The sequence below is a fragment of the Serratia sp. CY47444 genome, from assembly GCF_052168635.1.
Lineage (GTDB): Bacteria > Pseudomonadota > Gammaproteobacteria > Enterobacterales > Enterobacteriaceae > Serratia > Serratia bockelmannii.
Window position 1 is genome coordinate 839502 of record NZ_JBJNMH010000001.1, and the last position, 14303, is coordinate 853804.

The window sequence follows — 14303 nt, forward strand, 5'->3', positions numbered from 1 at the left end:
CCTGCGGGCGGCCTTATTCGGAGGCGCATGGTCGACCATACTCGGAAGCATAGAAAGAAAATTCTGCAAGCGGCGGTGAACACGCGGCGCGCCGGCCTGCCGTTCGCAGCGGATCCCCCTGTCGCCCCGCCCTTTATTGGCTTGGCCCATCAGACGGAGGCGGTGCTGGTGCACCTAGTCGGCCATGATGACGTACAGGAGAAGCATAAATGAACCTGCAACCCTTTACCGCCATGCTGATGTTCGCCTACGTGCTGCTGATGGTGCCGCTGCTCTACGTCATCGACAGCCGACTGAGCGCCAGCAGACTGGTGCGCAAAGCCACGCAAAACGTCATCATTATCGCGTTGACGCTGTTGTTCTTCAGCGCGATGACGCTTTTATACTGAGGCCATCTCGCCGGTGCCCCGCGGCCGACGTTACTCGGCCTCCCGGCGTTTGGCCCGCGGATATTTCCACAGCCAGCGCCCGCTGATCATGCGCCAGTAGAACAAGGCGCCGCGCACCGCCCAATCGAAGAACATCCCCAACCAGACGCCCACCACGCCCATGCCCAGTTCGATACCCAGCACATAGCCAGCCACCACGCGGCAGCCCCACATGCCGAGCATCGTCACCCACATGGCAAAGCGGGCGTCGCGCGCGCCTTTCAGCCCGGCAGGCAACACCCATGAAGCGGCCCAGATCGGCATAAAGGCGGCGTTGAGCCAAATCAGGGTTTTCACCACCGTTTTCACATCATCCTGCGAGGTATAAAACGCGGCGAATACCCCGGCCAGCGGTGCCGTGCCCCAGGCGATGGCGGTCAGCCCAAGGGTCGATAGCCAGAAAATATGGCGCAGTTGCCGCTCCGCCTGACCGATCTCGCCCTTGCCGAGCCGCCGACCGACGATGATGGTCGAGGCCGATCCCAATGCGTTGCCCGGCAAGTTAATCAACGAAGCGATGGAGAAGGCGATGAAGTTGCCGGCGATAACGTTGGTGCCCATGCCGGCGACGAACATCTGCGTCAACAGCTTGCCGCCGTTGAACAGCACCGATTCGACGCTGGCGGGAATGCCGATCCCCAACACTTCCCACAGGATGCTCATCTTGAGCGGCGTGAAATAACTTTTCAGCGTAATGTGCAGCGCCGGATTAAAGCCGATCGCCAGCACATAGAGGATGGCGATGGCGCCGATATAGCGGGAAATCGTCAGCCCCAGCCCGGCGCCGACAAAGCCCAGCCCGTGCCAGCCGAGCATGCCGTAAATCAGGATGCTGCTGATGATGATATTGAGGATATTCATGCCACCATTGATCAGCAGCGGGATCTTGGTATTACCCGCGCCGCGCAACGCGCCGCTGCCGATCAGCGCAATCGCCGCCGCCGGGTAGCTCCACACCGTGGTCTGCAGGTAAGAGAGCGCCAGCGCTTTCACCTCCGGCGACGCCGCGCCGGCGATCACATCGATGATCGATTCGCCCGCCAGGTGAATGCCCGCCGCCAACAGCACCGCCACGCCGGTCATCAAGACCAGCGACTGACGCGCCGCCGCCCGCGCACGCCGGCGATCGCGCTTGCCGAGGCTGAAGGCCACCACCACGGTGGTGCCGAGATCCACCGCGGCAAAAAAGGCAATGATCACCATGTTGAAGCTGTCCGCCAGCCCCACCCCGGCCATCGCCTCTTTGCCGAGCCAGCTCACCAGAAAGGTGCTCAGCACCCCCATCAGCAAAACGCAGGCATTCTCCAGAAAGATCGGCACCGCCAGCGGCGTGATCTCGCGCCAGAACAGCACGCGGTAGCTTTTCCGTTTGGCGTACCAGGGCGTATTTTCCACGCGCTGACGCAGTGCGGCATACAGATTCAAGGTGGGCTCGATGGATAAAAGTGAAACATCATTTCAAATGATGATCGATAAATCGTTATCCTGCAAAGAATTTTTAGGCGCCCGTAACGAGCGCCCGACAGGCTTACCCAACGCTACTCCATGTAGTCTTCCTGATCGGCCTGCGCCGCCGCGATAAAACGCGCGGTACTGCGGCTGAGCGTGGCGCATTTGTCCGTCAGCAGCTGATTGTCCTGCTGCAGAGTCAGGTAACGCGCCTGGGTGAGCGTCGGCAACTGTCGATACCCTACCGCATGCGTATCCCAGCCGCGATGCTGCGCCGCACGCATCGCGGTGCGTTGCAATTTCACGTCGTCCGGCACGTCGCTGCGCCCGCAGTCCACGCGCAGGAAATGCCCGCCGGCCAGCATCAGAGCGATGTGATCCAATTGCGCCTGCAGCGGCGGCGCCGGTCGATGCGCCGTCTGCTGACAACCCGCAAGCAGCAGCAACGCCACCGCGCCGCAAAGAGACGTGCGAAACAGAGTAGACATGGGCGCTCCCGGAAACCTGTGGGTGATGCAATGATCTTAGGTGAGCGGATGCCGGGCGGCAAGGCGGGCAGCGCGCTTAGCGCCGGCCGCTGCTGACCTTGGTGGCGCGAGCGGGGTTGCCGGCGACAAATTCCAGCGTAGGGGAATAATAAAACGGCAGCCAGGCGTTATAGCCGCTCTCCCACTCCCATTTGACCGGGCAGGGCCACAGCATGTCTTCATGCAGGATGTAATAAATCCACCGCCCGGGCGGACGACGGGGTTTGCGCATTTTCATAGCGAGTACGACGGCCTGATGACGTGCGATAAGGTGAACTGCTGCATTTTACCGCGATTTGGGTCGCGGGGACAGCCTGCGTTGCCGTGTGAAGCGCCCGCTAAATCTCACCCGGTGATTCGGCGTAAAGTCCGCCGTTTTACTGATCCAGAACATCTTTCGCATTCACCTTATTGATATATTGATTGAAAATCATTCCTATTCAGGAGGAAGGGCCATGGTTAAGTCATTGAATGCAGTGTTCACGCGCCTTTTTGATCGTCCGGACGCCGGCAAGCTGGCACTCAGACTGACCTTTGGCGGACTGATGCTGTTTCACGGCGTGGCGAAAATTCAGCACGGCGTCGGCTGGATTGCCGGTGCGTTGCAGGAACAGGGGCTGCCCGCCTTCATCGCCTACGGCGTGTATGTAGGGGAGATCCTGGCGCCGATACTGATCATTTTGGGACTGTTCACCCGCCCCGCCGCGCTGGTTTACGCCTTTACGCTGGTGGTGGCATTTTTGATGGTGGGCACCGGCAAGGTGTTCAGCGTCACTGACGTCGGCGCCTGGGGCATTGAAAACGAACTGGTGTTCTTTATGGGCGGGCTCGCCATTCTGCTGCTGGGCAGCGGCAAATACACGATCGCGCGTAATGAAGCCTATCGGTAAGCCGCGCATTCCATAAGGAGGTTTTTGGTTTGAACCTCCTCGGTACGGAAACGGCGTTTAACTCTCGGCCAGGCGGTACACAGGGACCTTGCGCGTCGTGCCGGTCAGGGTGTCGAAGATCTCCGTTTCCGCCGTCACGATCGCCATGCCAGTTTTTCTTAGCCTGCGCACCTCGGCAGCAATGCGCTGGATGCCGAACCAAAACAAGCCATCCAGCGCCGTCACCGGCAACCCTTGCTCCAGCGCCAGCTTAAGCCGCTCACGCGGCGCCTTGAGCGCTTTGGCAATTTCCCGATAAGGCAGCGCATCCACGCCCGACGCAGATGTTCGGTGAATACGGGTCGACAGGCCGTATTGGAAAGCCTCCGGCACGCCGCTCAAATCGCTTTTCAGGCTGTAGACACAGCCAAAGCGCTTGCCGTTGAACACCACATTTTTTTGACTGATCGACAACTCATCGCGCAGGCCGGCAATCAGCTGCGGCGCCCGCACCAGCAATAAGCGAAACGGCAATTCGAAACTGGTCACGTAGTCCACGTTGAGCAGCGCAATGCGCAGACGCTCTTCCGCCCCGGCCTGCGTCTCGCGGCACTCGTTCAACACCTCGCTCCACTGGTGCGCGAGCCGCGGAGCCTCATCCAGCGGCGCGAAATGGTATTTCTCGATGTGATAGTCGATTCTTTCGTTCATGCCCATTAGCCCCCGCGTCAGTCGTCATTGCCATCAGCAAATTACCTTACCTGCGGGCAACAGTACACTATCACCGCGTTCACTTCGCAGAGGAAAGCCGGGGCGAATCATCAAGCATGAGGGGAAAAAAAACCAAATGTCGTGCTGGGTGAAAGCAATGCGCATCATGACGGCACGCCACGCGTCGATGGGACCACCTGCCCCGATTCCAGCTTGATGATGCGATCCGCCAGGTAGAAATAGCGATCGTCGTGAGTAATCGCGATGACCGTTTTGCCTTCGGCCTTCAGCATCGGCAAGAGTTCAAGGTAAAACACCGCCTTAAACTCCGGATCCTGATCGGCGGCCCACTCATCAAACAGATAAACCGGGCGCTCTTCCAACCACGCCTGCAGTAAAGCCAGCCGTTTTCGCTGCCCCTGAGAGAGCGCGATTGTTGAAAAACGGCCGTGGGCAAAACTGACTTTATGGCTCAACTTCAGCAGGCGCAGCAGATGTTCGACCTGCTTTTGCGTGCGCTCAGTGACGAACGCCACATCGTCAAAAAGAAAGAAGTCGTTGAACACCACCGAAAAATGCCGACGGTATATTTCCAGAAGATCGTCGCTGACCGGCTCGCCGTTAAGCAAAATCGCGCCGTTATCAGGCGGGTAAATTCCCACCAGTAGATTCGCCAACGTCGTCTTGCCGCTGCCGTTGCCACCGACGATAAAAATGAGTTCACCGGGCGCAATGTACATATTCAGCGGGCCAAGGGTGAAATGCTCCCCTTCTTCGTTCTGATATTGGTAACGGACATTATCCAACGCCAACGAAGCAAAAGGGGGAGGCGTAAAATGGCGCTGTGGAACTTCGGGCCTGAGTTGCGCGCGCAGCGACTGTACCCGCTGCATGGCCACCCGCGCGCCGGCCAGGGTGGGCAGCGCGGATAACAGCCCTTCGACCGGCACAATCATATACAGAAACACCATGATATAGCCGGTAAGCGCCCGTTCGTCCAAAGCCAGTCCGTCGCGCAAGCTGAACAACACCAGGCCGATGAAAGCGAAAAACAGCGCGCTTCCCCAGCTGCTCGCCAAACCGTACAACACGTAACCGCGGGTTCTCTCCCGGCGAACCGCGTCAATATTTTGCGCCAGTTCACCGCTGACGAATTGACGGCGGCGCACCGTGTTAAGCCGAAACTCCCTCGCACCGTCAAACAATTTTTTGCATTGCTGAATCAGCGTATCTTCCCGCTGACGCGATCGGCGCAACAAACGCATCGCGGGGCCGTGCGCGGCGCGGTAGCCCAGGCTGCCGCAGACAATCACCGCCAATGCCAGCGCCAGTACGCTCAATGACAGGCTGCCAAGGTAAATCAGGCAGCCAACGATAACGGCGCCGAAAATCAGCAGATTGGGCAGGTTGACGAAAAACACCACCAGTGTATCGAGATCCTGTGTCAGCACGGACAGCGTTCTTGCCATCCCCGCTTTCTCCAACAGCAGCCAGCGCGTTTCGCTGACGTCTTGCACCAGCTCGCTGCGCAAGCGCGCCTTCACCTTTTGTCCCAGCGCCATAAACGTGGTTTGAGAAACCACGCGCGTCGCCAGCATCAACAGCGTCAGTGACGCAAAATCGCCTCCCGGACTCAGCCATGACGCCTCATTGGATTGCGTCAGACCATGATTGATCATCGCCAGCAAAGAGGCATTGCACAGCCCGCTGACGACACCGGCGACCACGGCGAGCAGTAGCCAACCGCGCACCATACGAAACAACATCATTAATACCGACATGCCGAATTCCTTGCTCATACTCACACTTTTTATGGTTTTGACCGAGATGTCTTATTACGAATTAACGGCCATACCAGCAGAGGGACACCGATCAGCGACGCCACCAAACCGACCGGCAGCTGGCGCGGGTAGAGCGCATTGCGCCCCAGCCAGTCGGCAACGGTCATGATGGCGGATGACAACAGCGCGGCGGTGTAGAGCTGCATCAGCGGCCCTTTCGCGCCCATCTTGCGCGCCAGATGCGGCCCCAGCAGGCCGATGAAAGACACCGGGCCGACCAGCAACGTCGCCAGCCCGGTCATGACGGCCGCCATAGCCAGCACGCTGAAACGTGCGCGCGGCAAGGGCACACCGAGCGCGCCGGCGACGTTGCCCATCGGCAACAGCACCAGCCAGCGGCGGAACAGCGGCATCAGCGCCAGGAGAACCAGCGTGATGACAAACACGCCTTCGGCCAACGACGCGCCGACGTAATAGGTACTGCCCGTCATCAGCGGCAACAACACCGCACTTGCGGCAAGATTGTTGAGCATCACGATGCTGACCGCGGCCTGGCATAGCGCATTCAGCGCCAAACCATTGAGCAATACCCGCTGCGGATTAAAGTCGCTTCGACGGCTGTTCCACAACGTCAGCAACAGGCTTATCAACGCGCCCCCCAGGCTACTCGCCAACAGCCAGCCACTGCCGCCAGCGGGAAGCAAAAACACAAAGGCCGTAACGCCCATGGCCGCGCCACCGCCGATACCCAGCACTTCCGGGCTGGCGAGCGGGTTCCCGCTCACCCGCTGCATCAACACGCCGGCCCCCGCCAGCAGCGCACCGGCGCTCATCGCCGCCAGCAGTCGTGGCAACCGCAATGGCAGCAGGTTCGCCAGCTCCCCTCTTTCCGCCCAGTGCCAATGCTGCAATCCATGGCCGAAACATAAAGAGACCACGATCCCCGCAGACAGAATGCCGGCCGACAACCAGATGAACCGTTGTTGATGCGAGGTCTGCGACACCGGCAACGGCGGCGCAAGATCGATGCTTTGCTGCCGTGCAAAACGCGCCAGCAGCATCAGCAACGGGCCGCCGGTAAGGGCGGTCAGCATGCCGACGGGCAGCAGCTGGCCGCTTTCCAGCGACACGCGAGAGACGCAAAGATCGGTCAGCCACAGGAGGCCCGCACCGATGAGCGCCGTATGCAACACCATTTGCCGGGATGTTCGCGCGCCGCCAAAGCGCGCCAGATGAGGCGCTGCGAGCCCCAAAAAACCGATGACGCCGACGGCGTTAATGATGAGGGCGCTCATGGTCAGCGCCAGCAGCACCGCGGCGGCGCGGATGCGCACCGGCGAGGCGCCGAGGCTGCTGACCACGGTTTCCGGCAGTTGCAGCAGTTCAAGCGGGCGTAGCAAGAACAACAGGCCCACTACGCAGACGGCGAGCCACGGCAACATCCGCAGCAGAATTTGCCCGTCTTCCACCGCCAGCGAACCGCCTCCCCACATCAGCACCTGAAGTAAAAAGCGATCGTTGATAATGGCGATCAGCAAGGTCAGCGCCCCGCACCACAAATTGATCATGATGCCCGCCTGCACCATCGCCAGCGGTGACATACGCTGACGCCAGCTGAGCGCCAGCACGCACGCCAGCGCCGCAATCTCACCGGCAATCACCACGGCGGTGCGCGCGCCGACCAGCAGCGACGGCAACCACAACGACGCCAGCCCCATCGCCAACGTCGCCCCGGCGGTCATGCCGAGCGTCATCGGCTCCGCCAACGGATTGCGCAGCGCACGCTGCATTAACCAGCCGCACAGCCCCAGCGTCGCGCCCCCCACCATCGCCATACCCTGACGCGGCAACCACATGCTATGCAGGATAATGGCCGCAGGATCGAGGTTATGATCGGAGAACAACGCGACAATGCCGCCCTGCCGATGAATATCGGCCAGCGCCAACGGCAACGACGTCAGCCACAACGCGGCGATTACCCCCCAGGAAAGACGGCGGGAAAAAGATTCATGCATCACGCCACCTCATCATCATCCCGGTAAAAATATCGGCAAAGCGCCCAGCGGTAATCAGGGCGCCGGCATCGCTGATGTTTTCTTCTATCAGGTTCAGGTTGCGCGCAGAGGTCAGCGGCAGACGTTGCCACAGCGGGCTTTGGCGCCATTGAGACACCGACTCCCGCTGATCGTCAGGCGTCAACAGCATCAGCCGCGCATTCAGATCGGCGATGCGGGTCAGTTCCACCAGCACGCTGCCTTCGGCTCCCGCGCCGCCCTGCCATCCGTTGCGCAGACCGCAGGCGACCAATACGTCGCCGGGAAGGCTGCCTGCGGTGTATACCCGCAGGTGCAGCGCATCTACCGGGGCGGCGAACAGCACCGGACGTTCAACCTGCCGCGCCAGCAGCGAGGCGCGGCTCAGCTTGTCGTTCAGGCTGGCCAATATCTGCGCGGCCTGAGGCTGCCGCTGAAGCCGTTCGCCCAATTGCCGGGCGGCGCTGATGAATCCCGCCAGCCCATGAGTCGGCAGCGCGATCGTCGGCGCGATGCGTTCCAGCGCCGGCTTCAGCAACGCATGCTGCGGCGTGATGACAATCGCGTCCGGCCGCAGCGCGTACAGCGTCTCCAGATTGGGCTGAAACAGCAGGCCGAGATCCAACACCGACGCAGGCAGCGCAGGCGTCGGGATCAGCTTGCGATACCAATCCGGCGCCGAAACGCCCGCCGGAGTCACCCCCAGCGCCAACAGAATTTCCGTCAGCCCCCAATCCAACACGGCCAGCTTTTGCGGTGGCCGGCCGGCGTCGGCCCGCGCGTAAAGCGGGGCCAACAGGATAGCGGTCAACAACCTGCGTCGCGACAGCATCAGTCACCACTTATAGCTGAGGGTCGCGATGTACTGGCGTTTCAGCGCATACTCGCAGCCGTTGTCTGAGCAGGAAGCCAGGTAGGTTTTGTTGCCGAGATTGGCGGCATTGAGCGCCAGCTGCCATTGGCGCCACTGATAGCCGACGCGCGCATCGTAGACCGTGGCCGCCGGCACCTTCAGGCCGTTGTCCGAGGTGGCGTAGCTGGTACCGACATAGCGCACGCCGCCGCCCAGCGTCACGCCGTCAAGCGCGCCGTCGAAGGCGTACTGACTCCAGAGCTTGGCGGTATTGCGCGCAATGCCCACCGGACGCTTGCCCTGCGTATCGTCGTTGGCGCTCAGCACTTTCGGATCGGTCAGGTTGTACGACGCCAACACCGACCACGCCGGCGTGATGTTGATGCGGCCATCAAGCTCAACCCCGCGCGAGCGCACTTCGCCGGTCTGCACGCTGAAGTTCGGGTGATCGGGATCGGCGGTCGCCACGTTGTTTTCCCGCAGGTCGTACAACGCCAGGGTAAACAAGGCATCCAGCCCGACCGGATCGTATTTCAACCCCACTTCCGTCTGCTTGCCTTCGGTCGGTTTAAAGGCGTGGCCGTAAAAGTCATTGCTGCTGCTCGGCACAAACGACGTGGAATAGCTGATGTAAGGCGCCAATCCGTTATCGAAGTGGTACAACAGCCCGGCGCGCCCGGTCGTCGCGTAGTCGCTGCGCTCAGTGCGAGCGTCGTTCAGCAGGTCGATACTTTTGGTTTTCGCCGCGTCGTAACGGCCGGCAAGGTTCAGGATCCAGCCTCCCAGTTCGAGTTGATCCTGGAGATAGAGCCCGGTTTGATCGAGCGTATTGTGCGTACTGCTGTCGAACGGCGGTGTGACCACCGGCACGCTATAGTCCGGGTTGAGGAAATTAATCGGGCTGGCGTCGCCGTAGCCCGACTGGCTGCGCACCGAGGTATGCATGCGATCAATCCCGGTCAGCAACGTATGTTTCACCCGACCGGTATCAAAGTGGAATTCAGCCTGGTTATCCACCGCGAAGTTGGTCATGCTCTCCTTCAGGTTCATCGAATAGCGATCGATGAGCGGCGCATCCGCATGCACACCCCATGGATAGACCATCAGATAGTCGCCGGTGCTGCTGAGGTAACGCAGATTCTGGCGGAAAGTCACCGTATCGTTGAAATCGTGCCGGAACTGGTAACCGATGCTGCCCTGCTTGCGTTCGTACTTGTCGAAGCCCGGCTGGCCGCCGTAAAAACGGGTCGAGATGTGGCCGTACGGGTTAGGCGTCAAGGTGCCGGAAAGCGGCATCTGGTTGTAGAATCCGCTGTCCGGATCTTTGCGCAGCTGCGAAATAATCGTCAGGCTGGTGTGCGCATCCGGCTGCCACGTCAGCGACGGCGCGATGTCATAATGCTGATAGCGGGTGTGGTCGACCTGGGTTTCGGTATCAAAAAAGGTCCCCGCCACGCGCCCCAACAGCGTGCCGTTATCGTTCAGTGGCCCGGTGGCATCGACGCCGGTGCCAAACTGGTTTTCGTTGCCCGCGCTGACATACACCTCACCGGACGGGGTCGCCTGCGGCGTTTTGCTGACCAGGTTGACGATCCCGCCGGGATTCGCCTGGCCATACAGTACCGAGGAAGGGCCTTTGACCACTTCGATACGCGACAGCAGGAACGGATCCCACGCCGGACGGCTCCACCACGCTTCGCGCGGCAGCCGCAGACCATCAAGGTATTCGTCGGCTTCAAAACCGCGCACGATGATGGTATCGAAACGGGTATCCGGCCCGGCGCTCTCCGAGTTGACGCCGGAAACATAGCGCAGCGCCTGCGGGACGTTTTTCGCCGCCTGCGCATCAATCTCCGCTTGCGTCACCACCGAGATGCTTTGTGAAGTGCGGCTAATCGGCTGGTTTGACTTCGTCGCGGAGGCGGCGCCGTGCGCCACCAGCGAGCTCTCGTCATCCTGATCCTGAGACGCCGCCGCGCTCACCACCAGAGTCTCTTCTTTTGTGGTATTCTGCCCGCTATCCGCGGTAAACGCTTGCCCGCTATAGCCTGCGATTATCGTATATACCAGCACTTTCAACGGTTTTTCCCTGAAAAATTTGCCCATCTGTCTCATCGCCTTTCCGACTGTTAGTAGAATTTGATGGAAATGATAATTATTCAACTTTAAAAGAGAAGCCCGTTCATGGCAGAATAGCGCTACCGACAGTCAGGATGTCGCCAGACGGACAAACGTTGTCCGTTATCGCAGCAATAGGCACAAATGGTGAGAACCGGACAGAGGCAGGTAAACATGACATCCCATCACGCTATTGAAGGCCTGCGCCAGCTGCGCTACAGCCCCGGCAGCCAAGAGCCCGTCCATCAGCATGAGCAGGGGCAGCTGATTTTGCCGCTGCGCGGCGTGGCGAAAATCGCCACCGCGCAGCATATCTGGCTGCTCTCGCCGGGCCGCGCCATTTGGCTCCCCAGCGGCACACCGCACGGTTTGGAAGCCATCAATGACGTCGTGACGCACAACATCTACTTTACGCCGCCCTTTTCTCGCCGCTATGGTGCACGGCCGCAGGGGCTGAGCGCCACTCCTCTGTTGCATCCCCTGATTGCCGCCGGGCTTGAAAACGCCATTTCCGCCGAACGGCTTACGCTCATTCAAAATCTGCTGAGCGATGAGTTTCAACGCATGCAAAGCGGCCAACTGTGCCACGTGACCCTGCCGAACGACCGGCGCCTGCGCCAGGTATGTGATGCTTTGTGCCGCGAATTGGGCCATGGCGAAACGCTCGCCTGGTGGGGAAAAAAGGTCGGCGCCAGCGAACGCACCCTGGCCCGGCTGTTCCGCGAAGAGACGCAGCTGAGCTTTTCGGAATGGCGCCAGCAAATTCGCCTGCTGGAGGCGGTGTGCAATCTGGCGCGCGGCGTGGCCGTGGGTCAACTGGCCCACGAACTGGGTTATGCCAGCCCTAGCGCGTTCATCGCCATGTTTCGCAAAAAACTGGGCGTATCGCCGCAACGCTATATTCAAAGCGCGCTGGAAGCGTGAAAGTCGGGCGAGTTTCAAATGAAAGAATGCCATAAACAAGAGCCGCCAGATGAAACACTCTGTCTGTCCTCTCGTTAATCAGAGTAGCCAATTGTTCCGGGTTACTGATATCTCCGCAGGCAACATTTAAACGCGGATCGCTGATGCCGTGAGTGGTGAGATATCAAAGGCAGTGATTTGTAAGATTTACTTTGCTTGACCATCACGATTAAGAAGTGAACCCTTTTCCAGTACTGTCTTGACCTGCTTTTTCCGGAAAACCAGCGGCACCAGCGAATGACAATATTCATATTTTATCTCGTAATAAATTGTGTAATTTATACAGTAAGCACTATTTAAAAATCCCAGCTCAGCTTCGCTATCACGGCACGCTCAGCCCCATAGAAACAGCCCTGAGATTCGGTAAAGCAGCTGGTGATGTACTTACGATCGGTAAGGTTTTGCGCGGTGACCTGCACCTTTCCACCTTTTAGGTTGGAAGCCAGATGTCCCAGATCGAAATGCACTTCGGCATCCATCACGCCATAGCCAGCGGTGCTGAACTGGTTCTCCATGGTGCCGCCTTTGGTACCATTGCTGAAACGTCCCCCCACACCTGCACCAAACCCGGAAGCAAAGCTGGACTCCGGCGCTTCCCAGTTGACCCACAACGAACCGAAACGGGTAGGTATACGCAGTGGGGTGCGCCCAACGACATCGCGATTGCTGTCCTGGGTGTATTCCACATTCTGCCAGGTCATGGATCCGATGATGCTGAACTGGTCAGTCAGTTGGCCACGCGCTTCTAACTCAATGCCGCGGGAACGAATCTTCCCGCCCTGTACCGAGTAGTTGATGTTGTTGGGATCAGTGGTCAGGACTTTGTCCTGGGTAAGATTAAAGGCGGCGATAGAGAATAACGCTGGCAAAGATTTGGGCTGATACTTAATACCTGCCTCATACAACTCGCCGTGCGAGGGATCAAACGCGTTCCCGCTGCTGTCCACAGAGTTGATCGGCTGGAATGATTGAGCGTATGTGAAATACGGAGCAATACCGTTATCAAACAGATAATTGACGCCGGCACGCCAGGTTGTGGCTTCATCACGCTGTTTGGTATCCGCGCTGTAACCCATTAAGTCAGTGGTACGCACGCTTGACCAGTCATGACGCACCCCCACCGTGGCGCGCCATTTTTCATAGCTCAGCTGATCCTGAGCATACAAACCGGTCTGTGTATTCATCAGCCGCGTATCCTGATAGTTCTCAGGCGTGCCGTAGGTGGCCTGGCCATAAACCGGGTTGTAGATATCCAGCGTGGGGACATCATAAGAAGCGGCGTAATTGCCGTGCCCGGTAAAGCGATCCCAGCTCATGCCAACCAGAAGTTGATGATCAATATCCGCCGTAGTGAAATGTCCGTGCAGCTGATTGTCGAGATTGATGGTATTGAAATGCTCGTCAGATGCGGCGATTGATCGGTTGATGGTACGCATATCGTCCTGCAATCCGGCAAAAATCACCGCGTTATATTTTGATGTCATCTGACTGTAGCGACCATTCAGGGTGACATCCCAGTCATCATTAAAGTAGTGTTCTGCGCTATAGCCAACAGAGGCCTGCTTACGCGAAAAGGTATTGTGATCCGGCTCGCCTGGATAAGCGTTTGTCGGTAATTTACCGTTAGGATTGTATTTGGCCGTACCGGCAACAGGCAGGGAAGTCTGGGCTGCCATTTTAGGATCATTTTGCGCACGCGCATAAATCGTGAGCTTGTTATAGTAGTCAGGCTGAAAAGTAATGGAAGGCGCTAACGCCCAGCGCCGCATTTCGGTGCCCCGCTCCTGACCTTCTTTGGTCGTTGCCGTCCCGACCACGCGGTAAAGTACCGTGCCGTCATCATTGACTTTTCCGCCAAAATCGAAAGAGCCGCGCTGATACTGATGATTTCCCCCTTCCAGCTCAACATGGCGAATGGTCTTCGCAGTGGGCAGTTTACTCTGCATCGCGATAATTCCACCCGGACTGGCCAGGCCATACAGCACAGAAGCCGGGCCACGCACCACGGTAATATCCTCCAGCAGGAAGGGATCAACCTGTTGATAGCCATAAACAATCCCGTTGTTCATGCGCAATCCGTCGAGAAACTGATCGTTAAATCCGGTGGAGCCGTAATTGAATCCGCGAATTGAGAACTGGTCAAACGCACTCACCCCACCCCATTGCTCCGCCGCCACGCCCGGTGTGTAACGCAGCGCTTCATTTAAAGAGCGAACGTTCTGCATATCCATCTGTTGACGAGTAATCACTGAGATCGACTGCGGCGTTTCCAGTAATGGCGTATCACTTTTGGTTGCGCTCTGACTGTGTGTTGCGACCAATCCACTGCTGTCGGCAGATTCGGCGACGACATTTATCGTCTCTTCTGCACTGGCCTGCGATGCCACCATGATTGCCATCAAGGCCAAGCTGAGTGGTTTCAGCGATGGCCATTTCTGTGCCCTGTTTTGCATAAGGCCCCAAACTCCCTAAAAGGTGAAATGATAATTATTTGCAATGTTATAACATAACAATCAAAGCGCAATCATCTATTCTGCTTTTTTTGTTGTCAGTACCAGGGGAAGAATGAAT

The 14303-nt window shown here is 58.6% G+C and carries 12 protein-coding genes; 3 read left to right on the plus strand and 9 right to left on the minus strand.

All coding sequences use genetic code 11. The features are described from left to right. The first annotated feature begins 209 nt into the window (after positions 1–209). Positions 210–389, plus strand: coding sequence for a hypothetical protein (locus ACJ8IL_RS03835; protein WP_019453466.1), 180 nt, complete (start codon positions 210–212; stop codon positions 387–389). 30 nt (positions 390–419) lie between these two features. On the opposite strand, the gene ACJ8IL_RS03840 is transcribed toward ACJ8IL_RS03835, so the two are convergent. The 3 genes from ACJ8IL_RS03840 to ACJ8IL_RS03850 all read right to left on the minus strand — a co-directional run bounded on the left by ACJ8IL_RS03840 (position 420) and on the right by ACJ8IL_RS03850 (position 2642). Further along, entirely contained in the window at positions 420–1853 is a 1434-nt protein-coding gene (locus ACJ8IL_RS03840; RefSeq protein ID WP_025303388.1) for an EmmdR/YeeO family multidrug/toxin efflux MATE transporter, read from the minus strand. 113 nt (positions 1854–1966) lie between these two features. Beyond that, positions 1967–2365 carry a type II secretion system pilot lipoprotein GspS gene (gene gspS / locus ACJ8IL_RS03845; protein ID WP_049209458.1) on the minus strand — a complete coding sequence of 133 codons (399 nt, stop codon included), beginning with the start codon at positions 2363–2365 and terminating at the stop codon, positions 1967–1969. 76 nt (positions 2366–2441) lie between these two features. Continuing rightward, positions 2442–2642: a hypothetical protein gene (locus ACJ8IL_RS03850; RefSeq protein WP_016927170.1), complete on the minus strand. Its 201-nt coding sequence runs from the start codon at positions 2640–2642 to the stop codon at positions 2442–2444. A 217-nt stretch (positions 2643–2859) separates the two neighbouring features. On the opposite strand from ACJ8IL_RS03850, the gene ACJ8IL_RS03855 reads away from it, so the two are divergent. Beyond that, positions 2860–3294, plus strand: coding sequence for a DoxX family protein (locus ACJ8IL_RS03855; protein ID WP_025303391.1), 435 nt, complete (start codon positions 2860–2862; stop codon positions 3292–3294). Between the two features lie 57 nt (positions 3295–3351). On the opposite strand, the gene ACJ8IL_RS03860 is transcribed toward ACJ8IL_RS03855, so the two are convergent. The 5 genes from ACJ8IL_RS03860 to ACJ8IL_RS03880 form a co-directional block, all read right to left on the minus strand. Beyond that, positions 3352–3984 carry a helix-turn-helix domain-containing protein gene (locus ACJ8IL_RS03860; protein ID WP_025303392.1) on the minus strand — a complete coding sequence of 211 codons (633 nt, stop codon included), beginning with the start codon at positions 3982–3984 and terminating at the stop codon, positions 3352–3354. Positions 3985–4148: 164 nt separating this feature from the next. Further along, positions 4149–5783: a cyclic peptide export ABC transporter gene (locus tag ACJ8IL_RS03865; RefSeq protein ID WP_254599104.1), complete on the minus strand. Its 1635-nt coding sequence runs from the start codon at positions 5781–5783 to the stop codon at positions 4149–4151. Positions 5784–5794: 11 nt separating this feature from the next. Continuing rightward, complete coding sequence (gene fhuB / locus ACJ8IL_RS03870) at positions 5795–7780, minus strand: Fe(3+)-hydroxamate ABC transporter permease FhuB (protein ID WP_197781614.1); 1986 nt, start codon at positions 7778–7780, stop codon at positions 5795–5797. Then, positions 7773–8630 (minus strand): iron-siderophore ABC transporter substrate-binding protein, encoded by an 858-nt coding sequence (locus tag ACJ8IL_RS03875; protein WP_173889987.1) that lies wholly within the window; start codon positions 8628–8630, stop codon positions 7773–7775. Before ACJ8IL_RS03875 ends, fhuB begins: the two co-directional genes overlap by 8 nt. A 3-nt stretch (positions 8631–8633) precedes the next feature. Beyond that, positions 8634–10724 carry a TonB-dependent siderophore receptor gene (locus ACJ8IL_RS03880; protein WP_442516352.1) on the minus strand — a complete coding sequence of 697 codons (2091 nt, stop codon included), beginning with the start codon at positions 10722–10724 and terminating at the stop codon, positions 8634–8636. Positions 10725–10943: 219 nt separating this feature from the next. Here ACJ8IL_RS03880 and ACJ8IL_RS03885 point away from each other — a divergent pair, with 219 nt between their 5' ends. Continuing rightward, positions 10944–11693 carry an AraC family transcriptional regulator gene (locus ACJ8IL_RS03885; RefSeq protein ID WP_173889991.1) on the plus strand — a complete coding sequence of 250 codons (750 nt, stop codon included), beginning with the start codon at positions 10944–10946 and terminating at the stop codon, positions 11691–11693. A gap of 335 nt (positions 11694–12028) precedes the next feature. Here the strand turns inward: ACJ8IL_RS03885 and ACJ8IL_RS03890 are convergent, their stop codons facing one another. Beyond that, positions 12029–14185, minus strand: coding sequence for a TonB-dependent siderophore receptor (locus tag ACJ8IL_RS03890; RefSeq protein ID WP_173889993.1), 2157 nt, complete (start codon positions 14183–14185; stop codon positions 12029–12031). Positions 14186–14303: the final 118 nt, after the last annotated feature.

Coding starts and splice junctions, on each gene's coding strand:
- ACJ8IL_RS03885 (WP_173889991.1), top strand. CDS start 10,944: ATGACATCCCATCACGCTATTGAAGGCCTGCGCCAGCTGCGCTACAGC.
- gspS (WP_049209458.1), bottom strand. CDS start 2,365: ATGTCTACTCTGTTTCGCACGTCTCTTTGCGGCGCGGTGGCGTTGCTG.
- ACJ8IL_RS03850 (WP_016927170.1), bottom strand. CDS start 2,642: ATGAAAATGCGCAAACCCCGTCGTCCGCCCGGGCGGTGGATTTATTAC.
- ACJ8IL_RS03855 (WP_025303391.1), top strand. CDS start 2,860: ATGGTTAAGTCATTGAATGCAGTGTTCACGCGCCTTTTTGATCGTCCG.
- ACJ8IL_RS03865 (WP_254599104.1), bottom strand. CDS start 5,783: ATGAGCAAGGAATTCGGCATGTCGGTATTAATGATGTTGTTTCGTATG.
- ACJ8IL_RS03875 (WP_173889987.1), bottom strand. CDS start 8,630: ATGCTGTCGCGACGCAGGTTGTTGACCGCTATCCTGTTGGCCCCGCTT.
- ACJ8IL_RS03860 (WP_025303392.1), bottom strand. CDS start 3,984: ATGAACGAAAGAATCGACTATCACATCGAGAAATACCATTTCGCGCCG.
- ACJ8IL_RS03835 (WP_019453466.1), top strand. CDS start 210: ATGAACCTGCAACCCTTTACCGCCATGCTGATGTTCGCCTACGTGCTG.
- fhuB (WP_197781614.1), bottom strand. CDS start 7,780: ATGCATGAATCTTTTTCCCGCCGTCTTTCCTGGGGGGTAATCGCCGCG.
- ACJ8IL_RS03890 (WP_173889993.1), bottom strand. CDS start 14,185: ATGCAAAACAGGGCACAGAAATGGCCATCGCTGAAACCACTCAGCTTG.